The sequence below is a fragment of the Mucilaginibacter aquariorum genome (assembly GCF_024498135.1).
GTDB lineage: Bacteria > Bacteroidota > Bacteroidia > Sphingobacteriales > Sphingobacteriaceae > Mucilaginibacter > Mucilaginibacter aquariorum.
Genome location: NZ_JANHOH010000002.1, coordinates 547,298 through 573,681, shown reverse-complemented (window position 1 = coordinate 573,681; position 26,384 = coordinate 547,298). Strand labels below are relative to the sequence as shown.

Sequence of the window (26,384 nt, the reverse complement as noted above, 5' to 3'; positions counted from 1 at the left end):
TTTTGTGTTACAGTTTACTGCCTCTGTTTTAATTGATCTTATCAAGGCAACCTTGTAATATTTTCGCGAATTCCTTGTCGTTTGGCTCCTTAAATATGGTATTATGCTCACCCGGGATCTTATGAATATTTACCCCTTTTAAAGCATAAGGTTTCCAGCCCATATACTCATAATCATCCAGGTAAAACGATCTTACTTCGGCCCTGAAAAGCTCGATAGAAGTATTATACGGTTGTATCTTATAATGCTTTTGCGCGATGTCGTTCATCTCGTCTATTTTATTGGCATAACCAAAAAAGCCGATCTGTTGCTGTTGTTTGCCAAATTTCACTTTCCACAAAAGCCTGGTTACGCCGCGTTTGACAGCCTTTGAACGGGTTTTAATGGTTTTTTTAAATCCATCCTTAAACAATAGCGCGTGCCATACCTTGCGGCCAAAATATAACCCACGTTTAACATTTTTCACTAACCAGGGGTCGTAAAACGGGGTACGGTAAGCATAAGTATCAAACATGGCCAGCATCCGCACCTCTTTATTAAGCGCTTCCAGCTGCCTGGTCATTTCGTAAGCAATTATTCCTCCAAAAGAGAATCCGGCCAAGGCATACGGGCCATCCGGGTTTTGCGCCCTTATAGCTGATATATAGTGCGCTGCGATATCTTCTATCCGACTTAGGGGTTCGTCAACGCCGTTTAGGCCTTTAGCCTGCATACCGTAAACCGGCTGGTCCTTGTCCATGTGTTTGGCAAGGGTGTTAAACAACAGTACATTTAAACCGGCGCCATGCACAATATATATGGGCACTTTAGTACCATTCGGCTTTATTGGCACCAATGAATCCCAGGTAATAGATTTGCCATCCATTTCCAGCATCAGCGACAGTTTTTCTACTGTAGAATTCTCGAACAAAATAGCCAGAGGCAGGCGTTTACCTGTTTCTTTCTCTATCCGCGCCATAACCTGTACAGCTATCAGCGAATGCCCACCCAGCTCAAAAAAGTTATCGTGGATGCCAACCTTTTCAATTCCCAAAAGATCTATCCAGATGTCGGCAACGAGTTTTTCAATATCTGTACGCGGGGCAATGTATTTTACAGTCTCAACCGATGCAATGTCCTGATTAGCCAGCGCTTTTTTATCCACTTTACCATTCGGGGTCATTGGCATGGCATCTATCAGCACAAAGTTATCGGGCACCATATAGTCCGGCAACAACAAGCGCAGGTTGTTGCGCCATTGTTGTATCAGTTCTCTATTATCCTGATTATGAGGTTCTTTCAAAATAATATAGGCCACCAGTTTATCAACGCCATTATTATCGGCACGGGCAATAACAACCGCTTGTTTTATACTTTCTTCTTTGGCCAGGTTAAATTCTATCTCGCCAGTTTCTATCCGATATCCACGAATTTTCACTTGCGCGTCGATACGCGACAGGTACATCAGATCACCATCCGGGGTGAACGTTCCGAGGTCTTCGGTGCGGTACATTTTCGTCCCTGGTTCGCCCAAAAACGGATCTGAAACGAACTTTTCGGTTGTTAGTTCGGGTTGATTCAGGTAGCCCTGGGCAATGCCCTCACCGCCAATATAAATTTCGCCGGCGGCACCAGCAATCAGCGGATTTTGGAACTTATCTAAAATGTAGATCCGCGTATTATCAATGGGTTTACCAATGCTGATAAAGCCATCGCTCGCAGTGATCTGTTTGAGTGTCGACCAAATGGTGGTTTCTGTCGGACCATACACATTCCATAACGAAGTTGCCCTGCCCAGTATACGCTGCGCCAGATCCATCGGTAAGGCCTCGCCCCCGCAAATCACTTTTATCTTCTCATTACTCCAACCCGCTTCCAGCATTATACGCCAGGTATAGGGAGTGGCCTGCATTACGGTTACCTTTTCTTTTTTGATGATATCCAGCAACGCATTGCCATCTTTCGCGGTTGCAGCATCGGCCAGTACTATTTGCGCGCCGGTTATCAGCGGGAGCCAAAGTTCCAGTCCGGCAATATCAAAGCTGATGGTGGTTACAGCAAGTAGCTTATCCGCAGCGGTAAGCCCCGGTTCTTTTTGCATGCTGTACAAAAAGTTAACCACGTTACGGTGCTTTATCTGTACCCCTTTTGGCTGGCCTGTAGAACCCGATGTATACAGGATATAGATCAGGTCTTCCCCTTTTACTTTAACGTCAGGGTCAGTGGCTGGGTAATTACTTAGTTCTGCCCAGATATCATCCAGGATAATCTCTTTGGCGTTTGATACATACTGGCCTTTATAAGTATCCGACGTAAGCAATACCACCGCGGCCGAATCCTCCAGCATGTAATTGATGCGGTTGATCGGGAATATCGGGTCGAGCGGGATATAGGTTGCGCCTGCCTTGATGATAGCCAGCAAAGCCACTACCAACTCCGCCGACCTGTCCAGCGATATAGCGACCTTGTCCCCCGCTTTTACGCCATTCTCTATCAGTACAGCCGCCAGTTGATTTGACTTTTGGTTTAGCTGCGTATAGGTAAATTCTTCGTTATTAAATTTCAGGGCGATGTTATCCGGATACAGCGCCGCGGTTTCGCTGATGATCTGGTGGAGTGATTTCTCCTTTGGATAGTCAACCTTAGTATTGTTCCATTTATTCAGTTGCTCCTGTATCATGGCAGCATTCATCACCGGGATCTTGCCGATAAGCGTATCCGGCGACTTCACTACCTCTCGCAGCAAATGCTCCAGCTCTTCCATAAAACGCTTTATGGTGGCCAGCTCGAACAGCTGCGTATTGTATGACCATTCAAAAGTCAATGTACCCTTATGATCGGTAATATTCAGGAAGATCTCAAATGTTTCGTATTCGCGCGGATTGTTGATGTAACGATGTTTCAGGTTATAGAAACCTATCCCCTCATCCATCCCAATATCGATATTAAACACCACCGGCACCAGTGGCAAACGCGATGGGTCGCGGGCAAGGTTTAGCTTTTTAAGCAGGCTGCCAAAGGTATATTGCTGATGGTCGTACGCATCCAGCACGGTACTTTTGCGTGCCTTCAGGTACTCTACAAACGATTGGTCGCCTTTGGTGAAACTTCTTAAGGGAAGCAAGTTGACGCAATGCCCAACCAGACCAAAATTACCGGTAGCAGATTGCCCCGCGGCTGGTAACCCTATTATAATTTCTTCCTGCCCTGTTAACTGGTGCAGAAAAACTTCGAACGAGGCTAAAATAGTAGTAACAAAACTGCTGCCGGCTTTGCGGGCCAACAACTTCAAATCATTAACCAAAACGGCATCAAGGCTAAAATCGGCCCGGTTACTTTTGTAGGTTCGTGGCGATGGCCTTGGGTTGTCTGTAGGCACATCCAGCAAGTGGTTGCTGCCTTTAAATTGATTTATCCAATATCCTTCTGTTTCCCGGTGCTCAACACCGTGCGAAGCTGCAATTTCTTCTATGGCGTACTGACTAAACTGTGGTGCAGGCGGTAATTCCGGCGTTGTATTTTGCGCGAATGCAGAGTATAGCTTACTCAAATCCTGCATAATGATACCTACCGACCAGCCATCGCATACAATATGGTGCATCAGCATTACTACATGGTGCTCATCATGGCTTAGTTTTAATATAGCGACCTTATATAAGGGGCCGTTAACCAGGTCAAGCGGCGTAATAGCGAGCTGGCGGTTATAGTTTTTTATAAAAAGTTTGTTCTGCTCATCGTTTTGTAAGGATAGGTCGTGATACTCAACGTTTATTTCGGGATTGTTGTAAACAATGATATTCGCGCCATCGGCACTAAAAACGGTACGCAATGCTTCATGGCGGTCTGATAACGCCTGCAATGCCTTAAGCATGGCTTCTTTATCAAAATTGCCGGTTAGTACAATGGATGCAGAATCGTTATAAGCACAATTAGCATCGTTCCCCCCTATGAGGCAGGATGTCCAGATCTCTATCTGCGGCTCGGTAGCAGGAGCAACCAATAAGATCTCGGGCCCCGCAAATGGGTCAAATTCATTGTGACTAACTTCTGGTATATATGTAGCTGTCTGATCCAATTTACTTGCCGTTTAAATTAAATTGTAAATACCTGCCCGGGCTGTTTTCATCTTTTATAAACCATGCAGGGTTGCCATCTTTATCACGACCAAGCTTAGCACCTTCTATAGGCGGCTTGTCCGCATTTATTATTGCCGGGGCAGTCGGCGTAGCCAAAGAAATAACAGGCGGGTTAGCTTGCGCTTTAAAAAAACCTGCTTCTATCATTTCGGCAATGCTCTCGTTAAATTTCGAGATCATGGTACCCACGTCCTCTTCGGTATGCGCATCCGTCATAAAACAAGGGAAGCCATCCAGAATATGAATACCCTTTAAACGCATCAGCGTAAACAGTAATTCGCTGTAAGGGATATCTTGCAAAAACTTTAAACGCCATAACGAGCCGTAACCTACCACCGTTAATGGCAGGGTCTCCTTTTTACAGATAGCATCCATGCCATCTTTTAAGCGGGTAGCCAAACCTGTTAGTTTTTCCTGCAAGGCCGGGCCGCGGTCTTTCATGTATTGCAAGGAGGCTTTTGTGGCGGCAAGGGCAAGAGGATGGCGCACAAACGTTCCGGCGAAATAGGTTACCCCTACTTCCGGCACCGAATCATCACCAAACTCCCAGTAACCACCATCAAGCGCGTCCATATATTCGGCTATACCGCAAATGGCGCCAACAGGCATTCCACCACCAATAACTTTACCATAGGTACCAATATCAGCCTTAACGCCAAACAGCGCCTGCGCCCCGCCCGGGTGGAACCGGAAACCACTTATCACTTCATCAAACACCAAAGCTATTTTGGCATCTGCGGTAACCGCTCTTAGTTCTTTAAGGAAATCTATTGGCTGAAATTCCGGCCTGCGGCTTTGTACCGGCTCTACCAATACAGCCGCTATTTCGTCCGCACGTTCTTTGATAATACGCAGGGATTCATCGGTACCATAATCCAGGATCAGCATATTTTGCACGTTATCGGGCAAAATGCCTGATGCGGCAGGAACAGTCTTCAATTTTTTGGTACCACGAACAATTACCTCGTCCATAATGCCGTGATACGAGCCGCTAAAGGCGACAATGAGCGCCCGGCCGGTTACCGTCCTTGCTATGCGCATAGCGCCCAATACCGCTTCCGAGCCTGTATTACACAAACCGGCACGGTCAAAATTGGTAAACTCGCACATCATTTTGCAAACCTCGCCGGCCAGTTCGTGCTGCGGGCCAATCTCATAACCCAGGTCAATTTGTGCTTTTATAGCCTCCTTCAAAATATCGGGCTGATAACCTAACATATTAGAACCGAAGCCGTTTAACGCGTCTATATATTCATTACCATCAACATCCCAAAGGCGGCTGCCTTTTGATCTATTGATAACTATGGGATAAACCACCTCTTTGGTTAATGGCCTAAAGCCGCTCACCACGCGCGGGTCGGCCATATAGGCACGATGCTGCTGGGTTTGTTCTTTGCTTTTTTGGGTTTTAGCGTTGTATTTTTGGGTAAGGTTGGCAAGGAAAGCCATTTGCTTATCGTCCAGCCCCCGTACCACCTTTTCTATGCGGGCGGTAGCGCCAAACGGTTTTTTAATCTCTACCATCTCTTCCGGAGAAATATCCGACTCGTGGTTTGGTATTACCGGGGATGCCTGTTTGCCATTTAATTGTGGATATGCTGCACCATTGGTGTAGGGCTGCGGTGCACCACCCTGTAAATGAGCGATCTGGCTTGCCAGGAGTTGCAACTGTTGCGAAATGATATTCAATGCCGCATCGCTGCTGCCGTTTGACGCAAATTGCATGTTTGGTATTTGTACCGAACGCTGAGCTGTAGCCGATTGATAAACGGGCTGTTGCGCAGCTGCTGGTTCAAACTGGCCCGCAGGCAGGTTCTTATCCAGAAAATTGGCTAACAGATTGATAGAATTATATTCTTCAAACAGTTTCCTGAAGGTGATAGGTATATTGAACGTTTTTTTAAGATTGGTGGCAATTTGCGTTAGTAATAACGAATCAAAACCAATCTCGGGAAAGCTCAGATCTGCAGATGTTTTATCTATTTCGATACCCGACGTATCTTCGAAAATTTCATGCAGTTTATCCGCCAGCAAATCTTTTCTCATTATATTATTTTGGACAATATTTTCTTGTGTAAGGGTTTGTGGTGTATTAGGTAATATTTCTTCCGGCTGATAGTTCACTACCCCTGCTTGATTAAGTGCAACAGGTTCAACCCAATATTTTTTATGGTCGAAGGCATAAGATGGCAGCCTTAGTTTTTTACGTCGGTCTGTATAAAACGCATTCCAATCCGGCTCCACGCCGTTTAGCCATAACTGACCAAGGGCTTTTATTACTGATTGATACTCGGGCTGATCGTTAGTCATTTCGATACCGGCAACAGTAGCGGCAGGGTTATTTGCCGTTTGCTGCGCGGTCAGCGTAGCCAGCGTACGGCCGGGGCCAACCTCTAAGAATAAGCGGCCGCTATCTTCCGTTAATGTATCAATAGCATCAGCAAAGCGGACTGTTTTACGAAGGTGCGCTGCCCAGTATGCAGGGTCGGTAGCTTCGGCTTCGCTTAGCCATTTACCTGTGGCGGTAGATACAACGGGTTTAACCGGCGCGTTTAGTTTCACCGATTTAACAATCGCCTCAAATGGCGCCACAATGCCATCCATCATGGCCGAATGGAAAGCATGGCTGGTTTGCAACAATCTCCCGGGGATGCCTTTTTCTTCCAGTGTTTTTGCAAAGGCGGCCACAGCATCTTTTTCGCCGGCCACAACAGAAAGTTTATTGCTGTTGATAACTGCAATGGAAAGGTTATCCGGTAAGATCTTTTCTAACTCGGCTGCATTAATACGTACCGATAACATATCGCCTTCAGCTGCTTCACTCACCAGCCTGGAACGTTCAGTAATTAGTTTCAGGGCATCCGGCAGGCTGAATATCCCGGCAAAATGCGCGGCCACAAATTCGCCAATACTATGTCCTGTAAATACCGATGGCTCGACGCCCCAGCTTATCCACAGCTTAGCCATAGCATAAGAGGTAATGAAGATTGCTGGTTGGGTATAGAAAGTATTTTTTAGTTTATCGTTGGCTTCTGCTGAATCATCGGCATAAATAATATCGAGAATATCCTGGTGACCTGTACCTTCCAAAAGGCGAACGCACTCATTTACCGCATCGCCAAAAACGGGTTCCTGCTCATAAAGCTCGCGGCCCATGTTCAGGTATTGCGCACCCTGCCCGGGGAACATGAATACTATTTCGGTAGCCTTTTCTTTGAGCATTTTTGAGTTGGATGGATCACGCTTAAACTTAGTCAGCTTATCCAGCAGGTCTTCCCTATTGGTAGCCAATATAAAATTTCTTTCCTTGAAATCTACACGGGTAGTATGCAGGTTGTGGGCAATATCTGCTATCTGTGCTTCCGGGTTCTTCTGTATATAGTGGAATAACCTATCGGCCCATTGAGACGCGCTGGTTGCCGTTTTAGCCGACCAGCTGATCAATTGTACCGGGCGGCTCTCAACTACCGACTGTTCCTCCCTGTAATACTCTTCCAGTATGGTATGCACGTTTGTACCACCTACCCCAAATGAGCTTACTCCTGCCCTGCGTTTACCTTCGCTTTCCCAGTTAGTAAGCCTGGTGTTTACGTAAAATGGACTATCCTCAAAATGAATGTTCGGGTTGGCTTTGGTAAAGTGTAGCGTAGCCGGGATCTGTTTATGGAACAATGCCAGAGTAGTTTTAATGAAACCAGCCACACCTGCCGCGGCCACCAAATGGCCCATATTACTTTTTATAGACCCAATGGCGCAATACTGGTTTTTATCCTGTTTGCCAAAGGCAAGGTTCAATCCTTCAATTTCTATCGGGTCGCCTAACGATGTGGCTGTGCCATGGGCTTCCACATAGGTGATTGTCGATGGGTCGATATCCGCGTCGGCAATAGCCATTGCAATGGCCCCTGCCTGTCCGGTTGCGCTTGGCGCGGTAAAACTGCCTTTGCCGCCGCCATCGTTATTTAAGCCAACGCCTTTTAAAACAGCATAAATGGTATCGCCGTCGCGCTCGGCTTCTTCAAGGCTTTTTAGTACCACAACACCCGCGCCATCGCTGAATACTGTACCGTCGCTTTCCGCATCAAACGACCGGCAATGTCCATCGGCGCTAAGCATAGTGCCCTGCTGGTACAAGTGCCCGCTTTTTATTGGCGAACTGATAGATGCACCACCCGCCAGCGCCACATTACATTGGCCGTTACGGATGCTATCTGCAGCTTGTGCAATGGCTAATAATGAGGTAGAGCATGCCGCATGCACACTCACTGCCGGGCCATTCAGGTTAAGTTCGTAAGCGGTGCGGGTGGCTATGTAATCTTTTTCGTTTATGGTTGATACCAGGAAACTGCCAACATTCTCTATCTTTTCGGTGTTGGAAAGTACGTTGTTGGTATAGTATGTATTGTTGCCTGTGCCTGCAAACACCCCTACCGATCCTGAATATTTAGCCGGCAAATGCCCGCTGGTTTCTAAAGCTTCCCAGGCCAGTTCAAGGAACACCCGGTGCTGCGGATCCATCAGTTCGGCCACCTTGGGGCTTATACCGAAAAACGTCGCGTCAAAACCTTCCGCATCTTCTACTATACCACGTGCCTTAACATAGTTTGGCGCATTGCGAATACCAAACGGAATGTTTGGATCGAGCTCATCATCAGTAAAAAAAGAGATGGTTTCCCGCCCTTCGGTCAGCACCTTCCAAAGCTCATAAATATTATTGGCGCCGGGAAAACGGCCGGCCATACCTACTACGGCTATATCGTTGTTGCTTTTATCTTTTTTGGGTTTGTTAGCCATTACTTTGGCTACTATTTTGTCGCCTCCAATGTAAGCGGCTATACCGTTAACTGTTGGGTACTGGTATAGCTTGGTTATTGGCAGGGTATAATTATGCAGCTTTTTTAAGCCCGCGACAGTTTTAAGGGCCAATATGGAGTTACCACCCAGCTCAAAAAAGTTATCGTAAATACCCACCTTATTCAACTGCAGCAATTCGGCCCATAAGGCAGCGACATGCTTTTCGGCAGGGGTTATGGGGGCTTTGTAGAGTACAGAAAGTTCGGGCCTTTGCAGATCCGGGGCAGGCAGGGCGTTTCGGTCTATCTTACCACTGGTTGTTTTGGCAAAGCCATCTACCCAAACAAATGCCGAGGGCATCATATAGTCGGGCAGTTTTTGTTCTATGCTATCGCGAAGAAAGGCAATGTCCTTTTTTGCACCTGATGATACCAGATAAGCCACCAAACGTTTTTGCCCCGGCACATCCTCGCGGGCTACTACTACAGATTGCTGGATCCCTTCCAGTTGATTTAGTAATACTTCTATCTCGCCAATTTCTACCCGGTTACCACGAATTTTGACCTGCATATCCAGGCGGCCAAGGTATTCTATATTACCATCAGGCAGGCATCTGCCCAGATCACCGCTGCGATAAATGCGGGTTGGTTTGCCTGCAGCATCTGTCCAGTTGATGAATTTCTCGTCGGTCAGGTCGGGGCGGTTCAAATAACCATAAGCCAGGTTTATGCCGCTGATGCAAAGCTCGCCTTGTTCGCCTTTGACAACCTCGTTGAGCTGTTCATCCAGTACATGAATAGTTACGTTATCCATTGCACTACCAATGGTTGGCAATAAAGGCCAGTTTTCGGCGGGGCCTTCCATTTTTAGGGCTGTAGCGAAAACGGTGGCTTCTGTTGGGCCATACATGTTGTAAAATACACATCCCGGCAAGGCCTTAAAAAATCTTGATACTTGCGGCGTGATCTTTAGCTGCTCGCCCGCGCTTATTACTTCCTGCAGCGATTGCGGGAAATACTGCTCGGCATCGGCAGCTTCGGTAAAATATTGCAGGGCTACAAAAGAAACGCTTATACGATTTACCTTTTGCCCGTCTACATAACGCAAAAGTTTTAATGGGTCTATGCGGGTTTCCTCATCTACCAAAACCAAGGTACCGCCTATGCACAGCGTACAAAAGATCTCCATTACCGAAACGTCAAATACCAGCGGAGAAAATTGCAGTGTTTTGTGACCCACACCCAAATAAGGCGAGATACGTTTATGCCAGTTTACTAAGTTAACCACACCCTCGTGCCCAACGCAAACCCCTTTAGGCTTACCTGTGGAGCCGGATGTGTAAATGATATAGGCCACTTTAGTTTTAGCCCAGTCGCCCACAGATGCAGGCGAATTTACCGGCTTATCAGAAACAATAACATTTTTAATTATCGGCTCAAAAATCGACCTGTCTTTTTCAGGCGCCAAAATAGTATCCATACCACAATCGGCAACAATATCCCGCAGGCGTTCAGCCGGGAAGGTTGGATCGAGAGGCAGATAAGCCTTGCCTGCTTTTAAAATAGCAAACAGGCTAATAATGGTCTCTATAGAACGCGTGGCACTTACACCAATAACAAGCGAGTCCGGAGAAACTGACAAGATAACTTTGGCCAATTCATCAGCTTTGGCGTTTAGTTCGGCGTAGGTAATTTTATTATCGCCAAACTGTACTGCTGTAACCGCCGGGTATTGCTGCGATTGCTGTTCAAACAAGTGCTGAATAAGCACATCATCAGTTACAATATTATTATACTTATTATCGGTAAGAATGTCCATTAAGCTAAAAAAGTAGATTAGGTTTCACCTAACCTTTATAGTTGCTGCGCAAGTTTAAAAATCGGGTATAAGTTATAAAATTAAACCTTATGGACTTGTAAGGAAAAGTCAAAAAAAATCATTTAATTTTCATTTAAATGATTTTTTTTATTTGTTCATAGAACCCTCAATTGCATAACTATGGGTTAACACACGTCCCGCTAAAGCAACTAAATTCCATCAAAATGAAGTTATAGTTATTTTATATATAAAGCCTGGATTACGCTATAGCTAATGTTGATGGGGCAAATTACCCATTTGCTACTTAATTACTATCTGGTCGGGTTGTGCCGCCACAATTTCAGGACGATTTTTGTGCATTTCGAACACACCGGTAACGCATATATTTTTCCCTTTTAAATTAGCCCAATCCAGCGTTATTTTATTTCCTTTTACGGCTATGGTGTACTTTTGGTTTGGATAATTACCACCCATATTTATCAGGGTAAGCGTATCACTAAAGATCTTTACGGAAGATACTACATCGCAAAGGGTACTGGTTTTACCGAGGTTGCTTTTAAACTCTTCGGCATTAAAGGTTTGTGCCGATGCTTTAAGTGTAAAAGCACCCGATATGATGAAAAGAAGTAGTAGTTTTTTCATGCCTTAAGATATATTAATTATTACAAAACAGAAAATTTAATGTTTGCTTTATCTTCCTGTTTGAAGCTGCTTAATTAATGCATAAAAAACAATCTGATTAGCCGCTATGTTATTTACGCATGAGCAAGAAGCACCAGACCATACCCAACGAACCGGAGGAAATGCCTGTAAAAGAAGACAAGCCCGAAATAGAGCAGCCTATCGACCCCAAGGTACCCGAAGTACCACAGGAAAATCCTGATGAATTACCTGATGAGATCCCGCCTGAGGAAGATGAATAAAGCAAGGGTTGAGGGCATGTCATCCTTGGCTCCATACTTGTGACAGTTGGGTTCTATAATCGCACTGCAAATGCTAAGCCATATTACACACTCGTCACAGACAAGCACGAGAAAGGTTCGAACCAAGGTCATTTAGTATAATTGTAAATCGAAAACGAAAGCAACCTGTGCTATAATGTGCTTTTTATGATATTAGATGTCGTTTATTTAAGAGTAGCGACATTTAATATCTAATATCTTTACAAATAGTTTATCAATTGTTTCTTACACATTCTGGACAAACTTCCTCTTTGGGCTTGGCTGATTCAAGTCTATCCGTTAGTAATACAGGCGATGTTATAGCTGCAATGTTTAAAGCAAAGCTATTACTCGGCCAACACGAGTTGCACAACATTCTTTCACATTTAGGACATTTGCGCAATGAATGACCATAAATCAGACCAACATTTGCCATTTGAGGCATTTGGCATTTGTTACAGCGTGGTGTTGGAGTAGCGCCGTACAACGTATAGGCACCCGTCCCTCCAACATTTATTGTACTGCCTGTTATGCCTGAATAACCACTAACGGGCGGAACGTAATTGGGATTGACCTGCACGCTTCCATTTCTGATATAGTAACTATCATCCGATGACTCTTGGCTTTTTGCCTCCAGCTTTTTAATTTTTTGTTTAAGATCGATGATCGATTTTTCGTACTTATCCTTGTCCTGTTTATTTTGGCCTTCTATTTTGCTTAGCGCTTCTGTTTTTTCTTGCAGTTCTTTTTCATAAGTTGCGATTTCCTCCACGGTACCTATCAATTGTTTAGTAGCACCTATTCGGTTTAAAACGTTCCTTTGTTCATCTATGGAAAGTGTATGCATTACCTTGTCGAAGGAACTGACAACGGTTTCTAAGCGGGCGTTTTTGATCAAAAACAACTCTGCAAGTTCATTAAGCATTTTCTTTTGCACCTCTTTCTTAATTTCGGTGATATCTTTAAATTCCTTTATCCATGGGATAGGTTTTGTTGTCTTGACTTGGTGTACGAACTGCAAGGTCTCAAAGTCAATGTATTCCGGCAATGTTTGTTCCATAACCTCCTTCGTTTTCTCAAAATCCTTTCCACACTTTTTAAAAGCAGTACGATAGGACTGATAATAGGTCATCACTTCATCTCGAATAAAGACCAGCATTCTTTTCCGTGAGTGGTGCGCATAAATATACTCTCCGTGGGTAGGAGAAATATTCTTCTCTTGAAGGCATGTGTGGCTATTCTTCCAATCTAAAGCAGTGCCATATCTACCATCAATCACTAAAACCATTACAAATGATTGTTCAAGCACCGGGATACAAGATTCCCATGGTTCAAGATTGGGGGAACTGTCTGGAAATCCTTCGGCAGAGCTTAGTATTGGGCGATATCCGAGCTCACTTAAAAATCGAGCGAGTTCGGCACGTAAATCTTTCAAATTATAATCTGTCGAACTAATAAATATTGGGAAGTGATATTCACTTGATTGATCCATACATGTTAGGTATTAAAATTGGCAACGGCAAAGCTACCGGATTAAGTGGAATATCGCAATTCTTGATGGATGAGGCTAAGAACCGATGGAAGTAATCCAAAATAATAGGCGCAGTAATTTCGCACAAACCATAAAAAAAGCCCCTCTAATTACTTAGAAGAGCTTTGCTCGTGATCCCATCAGGATTCGAACCTGAGACCTACTGATTAGAAATCAGTTGCTCTATCCAGCTGAGCTATGGGACCATCGCGATTTTTTCGCGGTGCAAATATGCGAATTTTGGATGAAACAGGCAATAGCTATCGTATTAAACTGAAATTACATTTTTTATTCTTAAAAGGTCTTAATTTATTAAAGCGGATAAGAAACTGGCCGGCTGCCAATGATGGATTGCAATTGCGCTTTCTAAACAGCATTTATTGCCCGCAAATATATTTAGCGCTACAAAAAACACCATCAATAAATTTTTGTTAAAATTTACATATAATTGTATCTGATTATAAACCGGCACTATCAATTAAAATAGTGCTTTACATGTACAACAGACAGATATTATTTTTTTGAAAAACTTATTAATTACACCTTTTGGCTAAATTTTATTTTAGCATAAAAAAGTTGAAATCTATATATAAAAACAAGGTTTTGACTTGTTTAATATTGCTTTTTTACTTTTTAAAACTAAGAAGTGTTTTTTTTACAATAAGTTAATCATACTTTTAACCCAATTTTTTTTTAAAAACTTATTTTATGATCATAATTGCTGACGGTGGCTCCACCAAAACAAACTGGTGTTTAGTTACCGAAGATGGTAAAAAGGTGTATTTTAACACTGAAGGCTATAATCCTTATTTTTCAAGCACTGATTACATCATTCAATCGTTAAAGGAAAGCCTGCCTACCGACCTGGAAAAGGATAAAATTACAGAAGTTAACTATTACGGCGCAGGCTGTTCAACTCCTGAAATGCGAAAGATTGTTGAGGATGCCATGCAGGCAGTTTTTACAAAATCGAGAATTTATATTGGCCACGATCTGCTTGCTGCAGCGCGTGCCCTGTTAGGTAACAACGAAGGCTTTGCAGCCATTTTAGGTACCGGCACCAACACATGTTTATACAATGGCCGCGAGGTTATCAACAACATTGATTCGGGTGCTTACATACTGGGCGATGAAGGTAGCGGCTGCCATATTGGTAAAAAGTTACTGGTTGATTATTTACGCGGCTACATGCCAGAGGCTGTACGCAAAAACTTTTGGGAAACCTTTAAGCTTACGCCTGATGATATAAACGAAATTGTTTACACACAGCCAAGGGCTAACCGCTTTTGCGCAAGCTTCAGCAAGTTTGTTTATGATAACATTGTAAACATTGAATATTCGCGCAACCTGGTGCGTACTTCTTTTGAAGATTTTTTCCGTAACCTGGTTACACACTACCCCGACTATCAGAAATATACTTTTAACTGTATCGGATCTGTAGGTTATAACTTCCGTAATGTACTGGAAGAGGTTTGTACCGAAAACGGCATGACCGTTGGTAACATTATCCGCTCGCCTATAGATAACCTGGTTAAATACCACTTAGAATTAGCGCCAAGCCAGTTGTAACAGTTGGCAGTTGTTAGTTTGCAGTTAGCAAAACATAAAGAAAGCCGGTAAGTAACTTACCGGCTTTCTTGTTTATATATTTTAAGAAGCGGGCTGCTAACTGCAAACCGCCCACTGCAAACTACTTGTCCAGGTTCAGATCGTTCTGAAAGATTTTGGTGTATTTGCGGCGATCAAACTTGTACAGCTTGGCTGCACGATACGATACCCCTTTTTGTTTTTCGTCCAGCTCCTTTAAAAAGCCATAGCTCAGCATTTTTTTGCGGAAGTTACGTTTATCCAGCTTTTTGTTTAGCACCGCTTCGTATAACGATTGTAATTGTGTAAGCGTAAATTTCTCTGGCAGTAATTCAAAAGCTATAGGCTGATAGTTTAGCCTGCGGCGGATCTTGTTAAATCCGGTCTCAAATATTTCGCTGTGGTCAAATGCCAGTTTAGGCAGATCGTTTACCGGGTGCCAAAACGCGTTTTTAGCATACTGCGTTACCGGCTTCACTTCTTTTTGCCCGTTTATACGTATCAGCGCATAGTAAGCAACGGTTATTACGCGCCCCTGCGGGTGGCGGTTAACTTCGCCAAAGGTGTGAAACTGCTGCATATGCAGGTCGCGCAGGCCGGTAAGCTCATATAAAATACGCTCGGCAGCATCATCAATGCTCTCATCCTGTTCAACAATATATCCCGGTAAGGCAAGCCAATCCTTAAAAGGCTCCTCATTACGTTCTATAAGTAATATTTTAAGTTCTCCGGCTTCAAAACCAAATATGACACAGTCTATAGAAAAAACTGAGTTAAATGTAGGTAACTTTACTTCCAAGGGATTAATCTGTTAGGTTAATTGTGTCTAAATATATATCCTTAATTTTTAATGTAAAAATATATAAATAAATTTAATGGTGTAAATTTGACACACTATATTCGCAGCTACAAATTTACTTGTGTAAAGATGCATAAAATTTCAAAAATAGCAGTTCTTACTTCAGGTGGTGATGCCCCGGGCATGAACCCATGTATAAGGGCTGTAGTACGTACCGCTATCTATAATGGCCTGCAGGTTGCAGGTGTTCGCCAGGGTTACCAAGGGCTTATCGACAATAACATGTACGATATGAACACCCGCTCGGTGAGTAATATCTTAAATCTTGGTGGCACCATTTTAAAAACCGCCAGGTGCCTGCCCTTCCGTACAGAAGAAGGAATGGAACTGGCCTACCAGAATCTTAAAGCTGCCGGTATTGATGGCATTGTGGTTATTGGTGGTGACGGTACTTTTACCGGTGCGTTACGCTTTTCAAGAAAATATCCGGATATAGCTGTAATAGGCGTACCCGGCACTATTGATAACGACCTTTACGGCTCTACCTATACTTTAGGATTTGATACGGCCACTAATACTGTGATTGAGGCTATTGATAAAATACGCGATACTGCCGATGCACACGACCGCTTATTCTTTATCGAAGTGATGGGCCGCGATTCGGGCGCTATTGCCCTGCGGGCGGGTATATCCTGCGGCGCCGAAGCTATTCTGCTACCAGAACGCGACACTGCTATTGATAACCTGATAGAGAACCTTAAAGCAGGCCAGTACAATAAAAAATCATCGAGTATTGTAATTGTGGCCGAGGGGGATAAAAGCGGTGGCGCTTATGACCTTGCCGAAGTTGTTAGAAAAGAGGTTAAGTTTTACGATATAAAAGTTACTATATTAGGCCACTTGCAACGTGGCGGTAGCCCATCGGCATTTGACAGGATTTTGGGCAGCCGTTTAGGCTATGCCGCTGTTAATGCCATGATAAAAGGCAACACACAAATGATGGTTGGGCTTGAAGCTAACCACATAAAATTAACAAGCCTTGAAGAGGCGCTAACCCAGCATCAGTTTAAACTTGAAGAAGACCTGATGCAGATGGCAGATATATTATCAATTTAAATGATTGCAGTTGTTTATAGTGGATCAAACAATGCCGGCTGGCGATTAGCCGATAAGGGACGAACGGTTGCCTCGTTCAACACCAATGCTATTAATCCCTATTTTAACGATGAAAAATACATCATACAACTGTTCAACAAAAACATTAACCTTATCCACCACGCCGAAGGAATAAAACGAATTTATTTTTTTGGTGCGGGTGCATCCTCAGACGAGCTTAAGCAAGTTGTATATAATGCTTTCGCGGCATTTTTTAAATTTGCTAAAATAAACATAGCGCATGATATTGATGCCGCTGCCATTGCCTGCTGCCGTAATACACCGGGCATAGTAAGCATCTGCGGAAGCGGAAGTAACGCCGCCTGGTACGATGGAAAAAAGGTAAAACCAAACAATTACGGTTTGGGTTATATATTGGCAGATGAAGGATCTGGCAACTGGCTGGGCAGGCAACTCATAAAAGGCTTTATGAACGAAACGTTACCGGCTAACATCCGCAAGAAGTTTATACAACGGTATGATGCCGACCGTAAAACCTTGCTGGAGAAGGTTTATCGGCAAAAACAACCTGCGTTGTTCCTTAGCTCGTTCAGCGATTTTTACCTGGAGAACAAACAAGACACCTACCTTAAAAACATTATCACAACCGGCTTTAGCAAACTGATAGATACTTACCTGGTACCTCTGCATAAACAGCACCCGGAAGCATCAGTACATTTTGCGGGCACGGTAGCGGCCAACTTTCAGGAATACCTGTATGAGGCTGCACAGGGTACCGAAATTAAGATAGCAGATATTATAAAAGAACCCATAAACCATTTATTGACGTATTATTCAAACAAAAATTAGAAAATCATGAAAATAGGAATCAACGGCTTCGGCCGTATCGGTCGCTTAGCTTTTAGGGCCGCAATTGAAAGACCAGATGTTGAAGTTGTAGGTATTAATGACCTTGTTGAGCCAGATTATATGGCTTACATGTTAAAATATGATTCAACTCACGGTCAGTTCAAAGGCACAATTGCTGTAGAAGGTGGCCATTTGGTAGTTAACGGTAAAACCATCCGTGTAACTGCTGAAAAAGACCCTGCAAACCTTAAATGGAATGAAGTAGGTGCAGAAGTTATTATTGAGTCTACAGGTTTGTTCTTAACCTTAGATACTGCACAAAAACATATTGATGCCGGCGCTAAAAAAGTGGTAATGAGCGCTCCTGCAAAGGATGATACCCCTACTTTTGTAATGGGTGTAAACCACAAACTGCTTAAAGCAGAACAAACTATCGTTTCAAATGCATCATGTACTACCAATTGTTTAGCGCCTATTGCTAAGGTATTAGATGATAAATTTGGTATTGAAGAAGGTTTAATGACTACTGTACACGCGGTAACAGCCACTCAAAAAACAGTTGATGGCCCGTCTGCAAAAGACTGGAGAGGTGGCCGTGGTGCTTATCAAAACATCATCCCTTCATCAACAGGTGCTGCTAAAGCGGTTGGTTTAGTTCTTCCTCAGTTAAAAGGTAAATTAACAGGTATGTCGTTCCGTGTTCCGGTTGCCGACGTTTCTGTTGTTGACTTAGTTGTACGTTTAAAAACTCCAACTTCATACGAAGGTATTAAAGCCGCTATGAAAGAAGCATCTGAAGGCGAACTTAAAGGTATTTTAGGTTACACCGAAGATGAAGTTGTATCTGAAGATTTTAAAGGTGATGCACGCACATCAATTTTTGATGCAAAAGCTGGTATCGCTTTAAATGACAATTTTGTTAAAGTTGTATCTTGGTACGATAACGAGTGGGGTTACTCAAACAAACTGATCGACCTTGTTCAGGAAATTGGCAAACTGTAAGTTTAGCTAACCCTAATATTAAAGCCCTGCGATTATCGCGGGGCTTTTTTTGTTTTATGCGTGGTTAATGCTGTACTTTTTTAAAACATTATTATTTGTGCCGTATTTATTTAATATGGAAACATTTAAAACACAATTTAAAATGGGTGGTGTCCCTACAGATGTCACCGTAAAAACATTAATGGCCAATAGCTTTGACTGCACTTTAAACCTGGCCGACTTTTTTGATGGTGGAGAATTTGAAGGAACCGGAAGTGAACCAGACTTTACCTTAAAACATGAAAACGGCAAGTGGCAAATAGTTGGGGATAGCAAGGTTACCTTAACTGAGGCTGATATCAACAACTTAGGGCAGGCTATTGATGAAGCTTATTTAGGCAGATAACGTTCTATTTTTGATTTTAATGCCGGTTGCAACACCGCAATAAGTAATCTGATTTTCTGAGACGGCGACTAAAACATTCAGGATTTTGGAGAAGGAATAAACTTTACCTCATGACACGGAAAATTTTAGGATGTCATGGTGAGCTTGTCGAACCATTAGCGAATCTGCCTCGCGTATAATCCTTCGACAAACTCAGGATGACAAACTACCTTACCAGCTTACCAAAAGAAGAAATGGATAAACTGGAAGAAACAAAAAGGATTTTGGAAGAGGATTCATTATAGACCCTGTCATCCTGAGCGTAGCGAAGGATCTATTAACAAACTGTGAATAACGATTGCATGTCGGTGAATAGATGCTTCACTACGTTCAGCATGACAAGTTTATTTGTTTACCATGGCGTAACACCATAATCGCTAAAATACTTCCCGGTTGGGCCATCTTTATCGATCATCGCGTTTTCTACAATTGGGGCAGCACCCTCTTCTACCGTTTTATAGCCCTGGTTGTTGTTAAAGTCGGTAGCAGTATAACCCGGGTTTACAGCATTTACTCTAAAATTTTTCAACTCGTAAGCCAAAGCGATGGTGTAAGCATTTAAAGCGCTTTTTGATGGGCCGTAAGCCGCGGTTTTAACGTCGTAATGCCTCCAGGTAGGGTCGCTGTGTAATGTAAGCGAGCCAAGGTCTGATGTTACATTTACTATCCTTGGGTTTGGTGCATTTTGCATTAGCGGTACAAAGATCCTTACTACACGCGCTACGCTAAAAAAGTTCACTTCAAAAACATCCTTAAAGGTTTTATCAGGGGTGTTAGAGGCAGGCTGAGGGAAATCACCGGGGATACCTGCGTTGTTGATCAGTACATCTAAATAGTTGATACGTTTAGCCAGCTCGTTATACGCCTGTTGTACAGATTCTTCGCTGGTAACATCTATCAATACCAGTTCAACATCATTCAAACCTTCGCTGTGCAGTAGCTCTACCGCCTCATAGCCCCGTTCCTTATCTCGGCAACCTAAGTAAATATGATAGCCTGCATTTGCCAGTTGGCGGGCGGTTTCCAGGCCAATACCTTTATTGGCGCCGGTTATTAATACTGTCTGTTTTTCCATAAAGCAAAACTACAGCGCTACAAATACAATACCACTGCACATAGCAGGGCATTAACTGTACATTTCACGGATTTGTTGACGGAATGCGATTGGGGTACTCTCTGTAAGGCGTTTAAAGAAACGGTTAAAGTAAGCCGCATCTTCAAAACCAAGTTCATCGGCAATTTGCTTAACAGATAAGTCGGTATGTAATAGTTTACGTTTTGCCTCTACCACCAAACGGTTATGAATATGGTTGATGGCCGTTTTACCGCTTTGCTGTTTCACCACATCATTCAAATAACCAGGCGATATATTCAACAAGTTGGCATAAGCGGCCACATCATGCAGTTCGGTGTGATGCTTGCCTATCAGTTCCTGAAAGCTTTTTAGCAGGCAATGGTTCTGGGTTATTTTGCTCTCGCCAAATTGTTCGGTATACAACCGGCTAAGGTATATCACCAACACACGCAGCCATGAAGTAAGCATTTGATTTTGCCAGCTGCCGCCTGTGTTAAACTCGGCGGTCATTTTGTGCATTACATCTGCGATGTAGCTAATATCGTCATCGCTCAATATCAATTCATGTGCACCTGCCGGGTTTTGTATTATGGGTAACTGGCGAAGCATGCGGTTCTCTTCCAGCAGTAAAAATTCTTCCGTAAAGCCGGCCACAAAACCTTTCACGGGCTTGGTTTCTTCCTTCAAATGCACCTGCTGTGGCACGGTAAAATAGAAATGCCCAGGCTTTACAGTATAGGGCACAAAATCTATCCAATGGCGGCTGCCGCCTTGCTCAACAAATGCGAAAAAGTAATAATCTTTTCGGTGAGGGAGCAGAAATGCATCTTCGATAATGATATCAACGCCATTAGCTTCATGCACTTCTATCATAGCGAGATTACCGCCATTTATGGTCACTAAAGGGTAACTGGGGATGATATTTTTTTCGGGCGCTATTAAAACCGACATGATGCAAAGGTATTAATTACGTTTGTCATCCTGAGCGATAGCGAAGGATCTAATGTACAACATGCTTGTCGGCGATTAGATGCTTCGCTATCGCTTAGCATGACAAATCTATTCTACATCAGCTCGCTATCATTCTTAACATGCCAGGTTTTATAGGCCATGTAATAAAGCAACAGGGTTGGTATCACGTAAAAAAACGCACCGCTGCTGTTAACTTCGGGGTAAGCGGCTATAATACTATATACCAGCAATGCCAGTGCAACAGTGCCCCCTACCAGGTACAAATAAAAAAACTTACCGCTCATATTATTTACTGCTTTTTGTTTTTTTTGTTTCGGCTTTGCCGGATACTTTCTTAAATATGGCCGCGCCTAATGGTGGTGCGGCAATACTTAACGAATTATCTTTTCCGTGCCAGCTGGTTTCTTCTGTTGCGATTGGATCAAAGTTGATCACTCCGCTGCCCCAGAACTTTTCACTGTCCGAGTTAAATATTTCCCGCCATTGGCCTGCAGATGGTACACCAATACGATAGTTATGATGCGTTACAGGTGTCATATTCAATACAATTACCAGGTCGTTTTCCCTGTCGATACCTTTACGGGTATAAACGATTACAGAGTCGTCCATATTGCTGGCATCTATCCATTCAAAACCAGTCCAGTCAAAAGCTTTCTCGTATAACGCAGGTTCAGATCTGTATAGCTTATTAATAGCTTTAACGGCCTCTTTTATCCCGTTATGGCTATCATATTGCAACAAGTGCCAGTCTAACGATTTTTGGAAATCCCATTCGCCGCTTTGGCCAAATTCACCACCCATGAACAATAGTTTTGTACCCGGATGGGTGAACATAAAGCTATACATCAAACGCAGGTTGGCAAACTTTTGCCAATCATCCCCAGGCATTTTGCCTAACATAGAGCCTTTGCCATAAACTACCTCATCGTGCGAGAAAGGCAGCATAAAGTTTTCGGTAAAGGCGTATACCATGCTAAAGGTTAGCTGGTTTTGGTGATACTTACGATGAATAGGATCATGCGAGAAATAATCAAGCGTGTCATGCATCCAGCCCATCATCCATTTCATGCCAAAGCCAAGGCCACCCGTATACACCGGCCTGCTCACCCCTGTAAATGAGGTAGATTCTTCTGCAATGGTTTGCACATCCGGGAAGTTACTGTAAACGGTGGCGTTAAATTCTTTCAGGAAAGATATAGCTTCCAGGTTTTCGTTACCGCCAAAAACGTTTGGCTCCCACTCGCCGTGGTTACGCGAATAATCCAGGTAGAGCATAGAAGCCACGGCATCTACACGTAAACCATCTATGTGAAATCTTTCTAACCAAAACAGGGCGTTGCTTATTAAAAACGCGCGCACTTCGTTACGGTCGTAGTTAAATATGTACGATTTCCAATCGGGATGAAAGCCTTTGCGAACATCGGCATGCTCATAAAGGTGCGTACCGTCAAAATTGTAAAGCCCGTGCGCATCGCCCGGGAAATGCGAAGGTACCCAATCCAATATCACTCCTATCCCCTCTTTGTGGAACTGTTCTATCAGATACATCAGGTCCTGCGGCGTACCGTAACGGCACGATGCCGCGAAGAACCCGGTTATCTGGTAACCCCAGCTTGGATAATAAGGGTGTTCCATCAACGGCATAAACTCTACGTGCGTAAAGCCCATTTCCTTTACATAAGGCACCAATGTTTCGGCCAGTTGCCTGTAACTTAAAAACTCTTCCGGACTTTCGGGGCTACGTGCCCACGAGCCCAAATGCATTTCGTAAACCGAGTATGGTTTATCTAAAGCGTTATACTGATGGCGGTCGGCCATCCATTGCTTATCATCCCACTCGTAAAAGGTATCAGCAACTATAGATGCTGTACGCGGAGGCAGTTCCCAACGCAAAGCAAATGGGTCGCTTTTCTCCAGGTCTTCACCTGTAGATGATTTTATAAAATATTTATAAGTTTCGCCAACGCCGATATTGGGGATAAAGCCTTCCCAGATACCGGAGGCATCCCAACGGTAATTTAACGAGTGCGAACCACGGTTCCAACCATTAAAGTTCCCTATCACTGCCACGTACTGGGCGTTTGGCGCCCAAACAGCAAAGTAAGTACCTACCACACCCTTATGCTCCACCACATGCGAACCAAGCTTTTCGTACAACTTAAAGTGTTTGCCGGACTTAAACAGGTCGATATCAAAATCGGTAAAACGACTGTATGGCTCAACTGCCTTCAATTCGTTATTCGCTATAATTTCAAGTGGTTTTGATTTGGAAGCAGCCGTCGTTTTTTTGGCTGCAGGTTTTTCTTCCGACGCTTTTTTAGGAGCGGCTTTTTTTGAAACCGATACCTCTTCAGATTCCGGCCAGGTCTCCTTGGCTGCGGCTTTAGGCTTAGTTTCTTTTTTCGCCTTAATAGGTTTCGATTCCGGTAGTGATGTATCGGGGTTTAAAGTTTTCTTTGCCATAGTAAGCAGCCGTTGGTATGCGTAGGGTTAATTGGTTTGCAGGATATATGCTCCTGATGTATCAAATATATAATTATTGAACATACAATAGCAGCAGATGTTTATTAATTAAAATAAAAGAAGGGAATATTGAAGCTTTAACCAAAGAGGCACACACAAAAAAAACCACAAAGTATACAAAGTTTTATCGAGGATGCGAAAATCTCCGTATCCTCTGTGTAAAAACTCTGTGTCCTCTGTGGTTAACAAAAACGCGCTATTGCGCCTATTTAAATATCTCTATCTTCTTAAAATTCTTACTAAACTTAAATTCGTAGGTTTTATCGGAGTTGGAACTGATGGTTGCTATCTCCTTGCCATCAGCAACAATTTTTGTTGGTTTAAACGGCAACCCATTTAGTTTTATGTGATAACCTTCGTAGCGTGGAGTGTACAAACCTTCCATGCTTTGCTGTATGGTTAGCTTATCGGCCGTTCCTTTTACCACAAACTTTTTCTCCAGATAAATATCCTGCTCGTAGGCAAAAGTTTCACCGTAATCTTCAAACAGGAACGAGTTTACTTCGTAATCGCTGTAGTAGATGTTCAGTTTTACCTCTTCAATTTCCTTCTCGCCTGTGTATTGCATAACCGGGTATTCCGGGATAACCGAACCGGCTTTTACAAATATCGGCATAATATCAAGCGGGGTGGGTACAACTACCTCTTTACCACCATCTACCATTTCCAGTGTCCAGAAATTAAACCATTTGCCTTTAGGCAGATACACGCTCCGGCTTTTTTGACCCGGCTCCAACACCGGGCAGATCAGTATTTTATCGCCGTAGGTAAATTCATCCTGGCGGAAATGGTTAGAAACCTCTTCCTGCTCGTGCATTACAACCGGTCTCAGGATAGGGAAACCATAACGGTGATGCTCCCAAAACGCCGAATACAGGTATGGAATTAAGCGGTAACGCAGCTCAATAAATTTACGGTTAATAGCTGTATATGGTTCGCCAAAGCTCCATGGTTCGCGCTCTTTGGTATCACCGGCAGAGTGCGCACGCATAAACGGCGAGAAAGCCCCCATCTGGATCCAGCGGGTAAACAGCTCACCGTCCGGCTCGCCGCTAAAACCGCCAATATCTGTTCCGCAGAAAGATATGCCGGAAACCGAAAGCCTTTGCAACTGGATGTTACCCAATTTTAAATGCTCCCATGATGCCACGTTATCGCCCGTCCAAACAGATGAGTAACGCTGCACGCCAGAATATCCTGCACGGGTAATTGTGAACGGGCGCTTGTTTTTCATTTGCTTGCGCAAACCTTCATAAGTAGCACGTACCATTTGCATACCGTAAACGTTGTGCGCTTTACGGTGCGACCCACGGTACCCATCGTATTGGTGGCGTACATCATCAGGGAAGGTACCCGAACCGAAAACAGCGGGCTCATTCATATCGTTCCAAACACCGGCAACGCCTGTTTCAACCAAATCGTCGAACAGGTCACCCCACCAGGCGCGCACTTCAGGGTTAGTAAAATCAGGGAACTGGCAACGGCCCGGCCAAACGTGGCCTTCCATAAAGTAATCATCGCAACGGCGACAGAAATATTTTTTCTCTTTACCCTCTTTAAAAACCGAATAGTTATCATCCACACGGATACCCGGGTCAATTATCACTACGGTTTTAAACCCATTGGCAGCCAAATCGGCTATCATTTTTTTAGGGTTAGGGAAGTATTTTGGGCTCCACGTAAAGCAGCGGTAGCCGTCCATGTAGTCGATATCAAGGTAAATACCATCGCACGGGATCCGGTTTTGGCGGAAACCATTGGCTATAACCCTTACTTTATTTTCGGGATAATAGCTCCAGCGGCATTGGTGATAACCCAGCGCCCAAAGTGGCGGCATAGGGTGTGTACCGGTTAAAAGATGGTAGTTTTTCACCACATCCATCATATGCGGCCCGTGGATGTAATAGTATTGCAGTTCGCCGCCATCTGCCCAGAAACTGGTTTTGGTAGGGTCTTCACCGCCAAAGTCGAAATGTGCTTTAAAGGTATTATCAAAGAAGATCCCGTGGGCAATGCCATCGCTTACGCTAATGTAAAACGGAATAGAGCGGTAAAGCGGATCCTGGTTATACCCGAAAGAATAGGCATCGGTATTCCAGTTTTTTAGGCGTTTGCCACGCAGGTTAAATTCGGTGGCCTTATCGCCCAATCCAAAGAAACTCTCCTGCTCTTCGCAGGTTTTGGTACAAAATACGTAGTATCCGCCAAATTGCGTATTCTCTTCCCAGTGCATCGGCACCGCGTCAGAACTGGTAACGTGATCGTTCTTATCCGAAAAGGAGATAAAGAAATCCTGTTTGCGTATATGGCAGTTTATAGCGGGTGTGGTTACACGAAACTCCTGCTCATTTTCCAGCAAAGTAAACTCAACAGATGTTTCGGGCAACTCGGGCACCGCGTAAGAGAACTCTTCAAGGAAAACGCTATGCGGTGCTAAACGTACGCGTATTATTTCGTTAGTAACTATTAGTACCTCTACTTTGGCATCGCCATCAGTAAAAAATATTTTATTTCCTAATTGTTCTGCGTGGTTGGGCGTGCCCAGGTATTTTTTCACGATGGGTTTTATGCCATCAGCGGGGTTATTTAAGTGGTGAAATTCTTCATCCTCAACAATCATATCCTCCACTAGCAGCAATTTAGCTGTCATCAGTTCCAGGTTGGGGTCAGGTATATTTTCTGCCATTTTTAAAATTCAAATTCAATATGCCTTACAGCAAAAGCTAATAAGCATAACAATTATATCAGCTAATTTTTTCGTAACAGCTAATAAACGATTATTTCCTGAATTTTCAAGCTATAATTAGGCCAATTTATCCCCAAAGTTGGATTTTGAGT

Annotated in this window: 16 protein-coding genes and 1 tRNA gene; 6 read left to right on the top strand and 11 right to left on the bottom strand. The window is 43.7% G+C overall.

Going from position 1 to position 26,384, the window contains the following annotated elements; all coding sequences use genetic code 11:
- Window positions 1-28: 28 nt before the first annotated feature.
- The 3 genes from NPE20_RS13615 to NPE20_RS13605 form a co-directional block, all read right to left on the bottom strand.
- Window positions 29-4,054: a non-ribosomal peptide synthetase gene (locus tag NPE20_RS13615; protein WP_256539212.1), complete on the bottom strand. Its 4,026-nt coding sequence runs from the start codon at window positions 4,052-4,054 to the stop codon at window positions 29-31.
- A gap of 1 nt (window position 4,055) precedes the next feature.
- The gene (locus NPE20_RS13610) at window positions 4,056-10,727 is read right to left on the bottom strand and encodes a polyketide synthase (protein ID WP_256539211.1); all 6,672 of its coding nucleotides are present in this window, start codon (window positions 10,725-10,727) and stop codon (window positions 4,056-4,058) included.
- Between the two features lie 300 nt (window positions 10,728-11,027).
- Entirely contained in the window at window positions 11,028-11,369 is a 342-nt protein-coding gene (locus NPE20_RS13605; protein ID WP_256539210.1) for a hypothetical protein, read from the bottom strand.
- A gap of 119 nt (window positions 11,370-11,488) precedes the next feature.
- Here NPE20_RS13605 and NPE20_RS13600 point away from each other — a divergent pair, with 119 nt between their 5' ends.
- Window positions 11,489-11,650 carry a hypothetical protein gene (locus tag NPE20_RS13600; protein WP_256539209.1) on the top strand — a complete coding sequence of 54 codons (162 nt, stop codon included), beginning with the start codon at window positions 11,489-11,491 and terminating at the stop codon, window positions 11,648-11,650.
- Between the two features lie 253 nt (window positions 11,651-11,903).
- Here the strand turns inward: NPE20_RS13600 and NPE20_RS13595 are convergent, their stop codons facing one another.
- Together NPE20_RS13595 and NPE20_RS13590 are read right to left on the bottom strand one after the other, a co-directional pair.
- Entirely contained in the window at window positions 11,904-13,160 is a 1,257-nt protein-coding gene (locus NPE20_RS13595) for a DUF4062 domain-containing protein (protein ID WP_256539208.1), read from the bottom strand.
- 171 nt (window positions 13,161-13,331) lie between these two features.
- A tRNA-Arg gene (locus NPE20_RS13590) sits at window positions 13,332-13,405 on the bottom strand.
- Between the two features lie 502 nt (window positions 13,406-13,907).
- On the opposite strand from NPE20_RS13590, the gene NPE20_RS13585 reads away from it, so the two are divergent.
- On the top strand, window positions 13,908-14,768 hold the full coding sequence (locus NPE20_RS13585) for an N-acetylglucosamine kinase (RefSeq protein WP_256539207.1): 861 nt from the start codon (window positions 13,908-13,910) through the stop codon (window positions 14,766-14,768).
- A 121-nt stretch (window positions 14,769-14,889) separates the two neighbouring features.
- Here NPE20_RS13585 and NPE20_RS13580 read toward each other — a convergent pair whose 3' ends face one another.
- Window positions 14,890-15,585 carry an NUDIX hydrolase gene (locus NPE20_RS13580; protein WP_129875548.1) on the bottom strand — a complete coding sequence of 232 codons (696 nt, stop codon included), beginning with the start codon at window positions 15,583-15,585 and terminating at the stop codon, window positions 14,890-14,892.
- A gap of 129 nt (window positions 15,586-15,714) precedes the next feature.
- Here NPE20_RS13580 and pfkA point away from each other — a divergent pair, with 129 nt between their 5' ends.
- The 4 genes from pfkA to NPE20_RS13560 all read left to right on the top strand — a co-directional run bounded on the left by pfkA (window position 15,715) and on the right by NPE20_RS13560 (window position 18,937).
- Window positions 15,715-16,701 (top strand): 6-phosphofructokinase, encoded by a 987-nt coding sequence (pfkA, locus tag NPE20_RS13575; protein ID WP_256539206.1) that lies wholly within the window; start codon window positions 15,715-15,717, stop codon window positions 16,699-16,701.
- Window positions 16,702-17,550 carry a hypothetical protein gene (locus NPE20_RS13570; protein WP_256539205.1) on the top strand — a complete coding sequence of 283 codons (849 nt, stop codon included), beginning with the start codon at window positions 16,702-16,704 and terminating at the stop codon, window positions 17,548-17,550.
- A gap of 6 nt (window positions 17,551-17,556) precedes the next feature.
- Window positions 17,557-18,552 (top strand): type I glyceraldehyde-3-phosphate dehydrogenase, encoded by a 996-nt coding sequence (gap, locus tag NPE20_RS13565; protein ID WP_256539204.1) that lies wholly within the window; start codon window positions 17,557-17,559, stop codon window positions 18,550-18,552.
- A gap of 115 nt (window positions 18,553-18,667) precedes the next feature.
- The gene (locus NPE20_RS13560; protein ID WP_256539203.1) at window positions 18,668-18,937 is read left to right on the top strand and encodes a hypothetical protein; all 270 of its coding nucleotides are present in this window, start codon (window positions 18,668-18,670) and stop codon (window positions 18,935-18,937) included.
- 391 nt (window positions 18,938-19,328) lie between these two features.
- Here the strand turns inward: NPE20_RS13560 and NPE20_RS13555 are convergent, their stop codons facing one another.
- The 5 genes from NPE20_RS13555 to NPE20_RS13535 all read right to left on the bottom strand — a co-directional run bounded on the left by NPE20_RS13555 (window position 19,329) and on the right by NPE20_RS13535 (window position 26,196).
- A complete protein-coding gene (locus tag NPE20_RS13555) occupies window positions 19,329-20,051 on the bottom strand; it encodes an SDR family oxidoreductase (RefSeq protein ID WP_256539202.1) in 723 nt (240 codons plus the stop codon).
- A gap of 51 nt (window positions 20,052-20,102) precedes the next feature.
- Window positions 20,103-21,002: an AraC family transcriptional regulator gene (locus NPE20_RS13550; protein ID WP_256539201.1), complete on the bottom strand. Its 900-nt coding sequence runs from the start codon at window positions 21,000-21,002 to the stop codon at window positions 20,103-20,105.
- A 113-nt stretch (window positions 21,003-21,115) separates the two neighbouring features.
- A complete protein-coding gene (locus tag NPE20_RS13545) occupies window positions 21,116-21,307 on the bottom strand; it encodes a hypothetical protein (RefSeq protein ID WP_256539200.1) in 192 nt (63 codons plus the stop codon).
- Between the two features lies 1 nt (window position 21,308).
- Window positions 21,309-23,486 (bottom strand): 1,4-alpha-glucan branching protein GlgB, encoded by a 2,178-nt coding sequence (gene glgB / locus NPE20_RS13540; RefSeq protein ID WP_256539199.1) that lies wholly within the window; start codon window positions 23,484-23,486, stop codon window positions 21,309-21,311.
- 265 nt (window positions 23,487-23,751) lie between these two features.
- Complete coding sequence (locus tag NPE20_RS13535; protein WP_256539487.1) at window positions 23,752-26,196, bottom strand: glycoside hydrolase family 31 protein; 2,445 nt, start codon at window positions 26,194-26,196, stop codon at window positions 23,752-23,754.
- Between the last annotated feature and the right edge of the window lie 188 nt (window positions 26,197-26,384).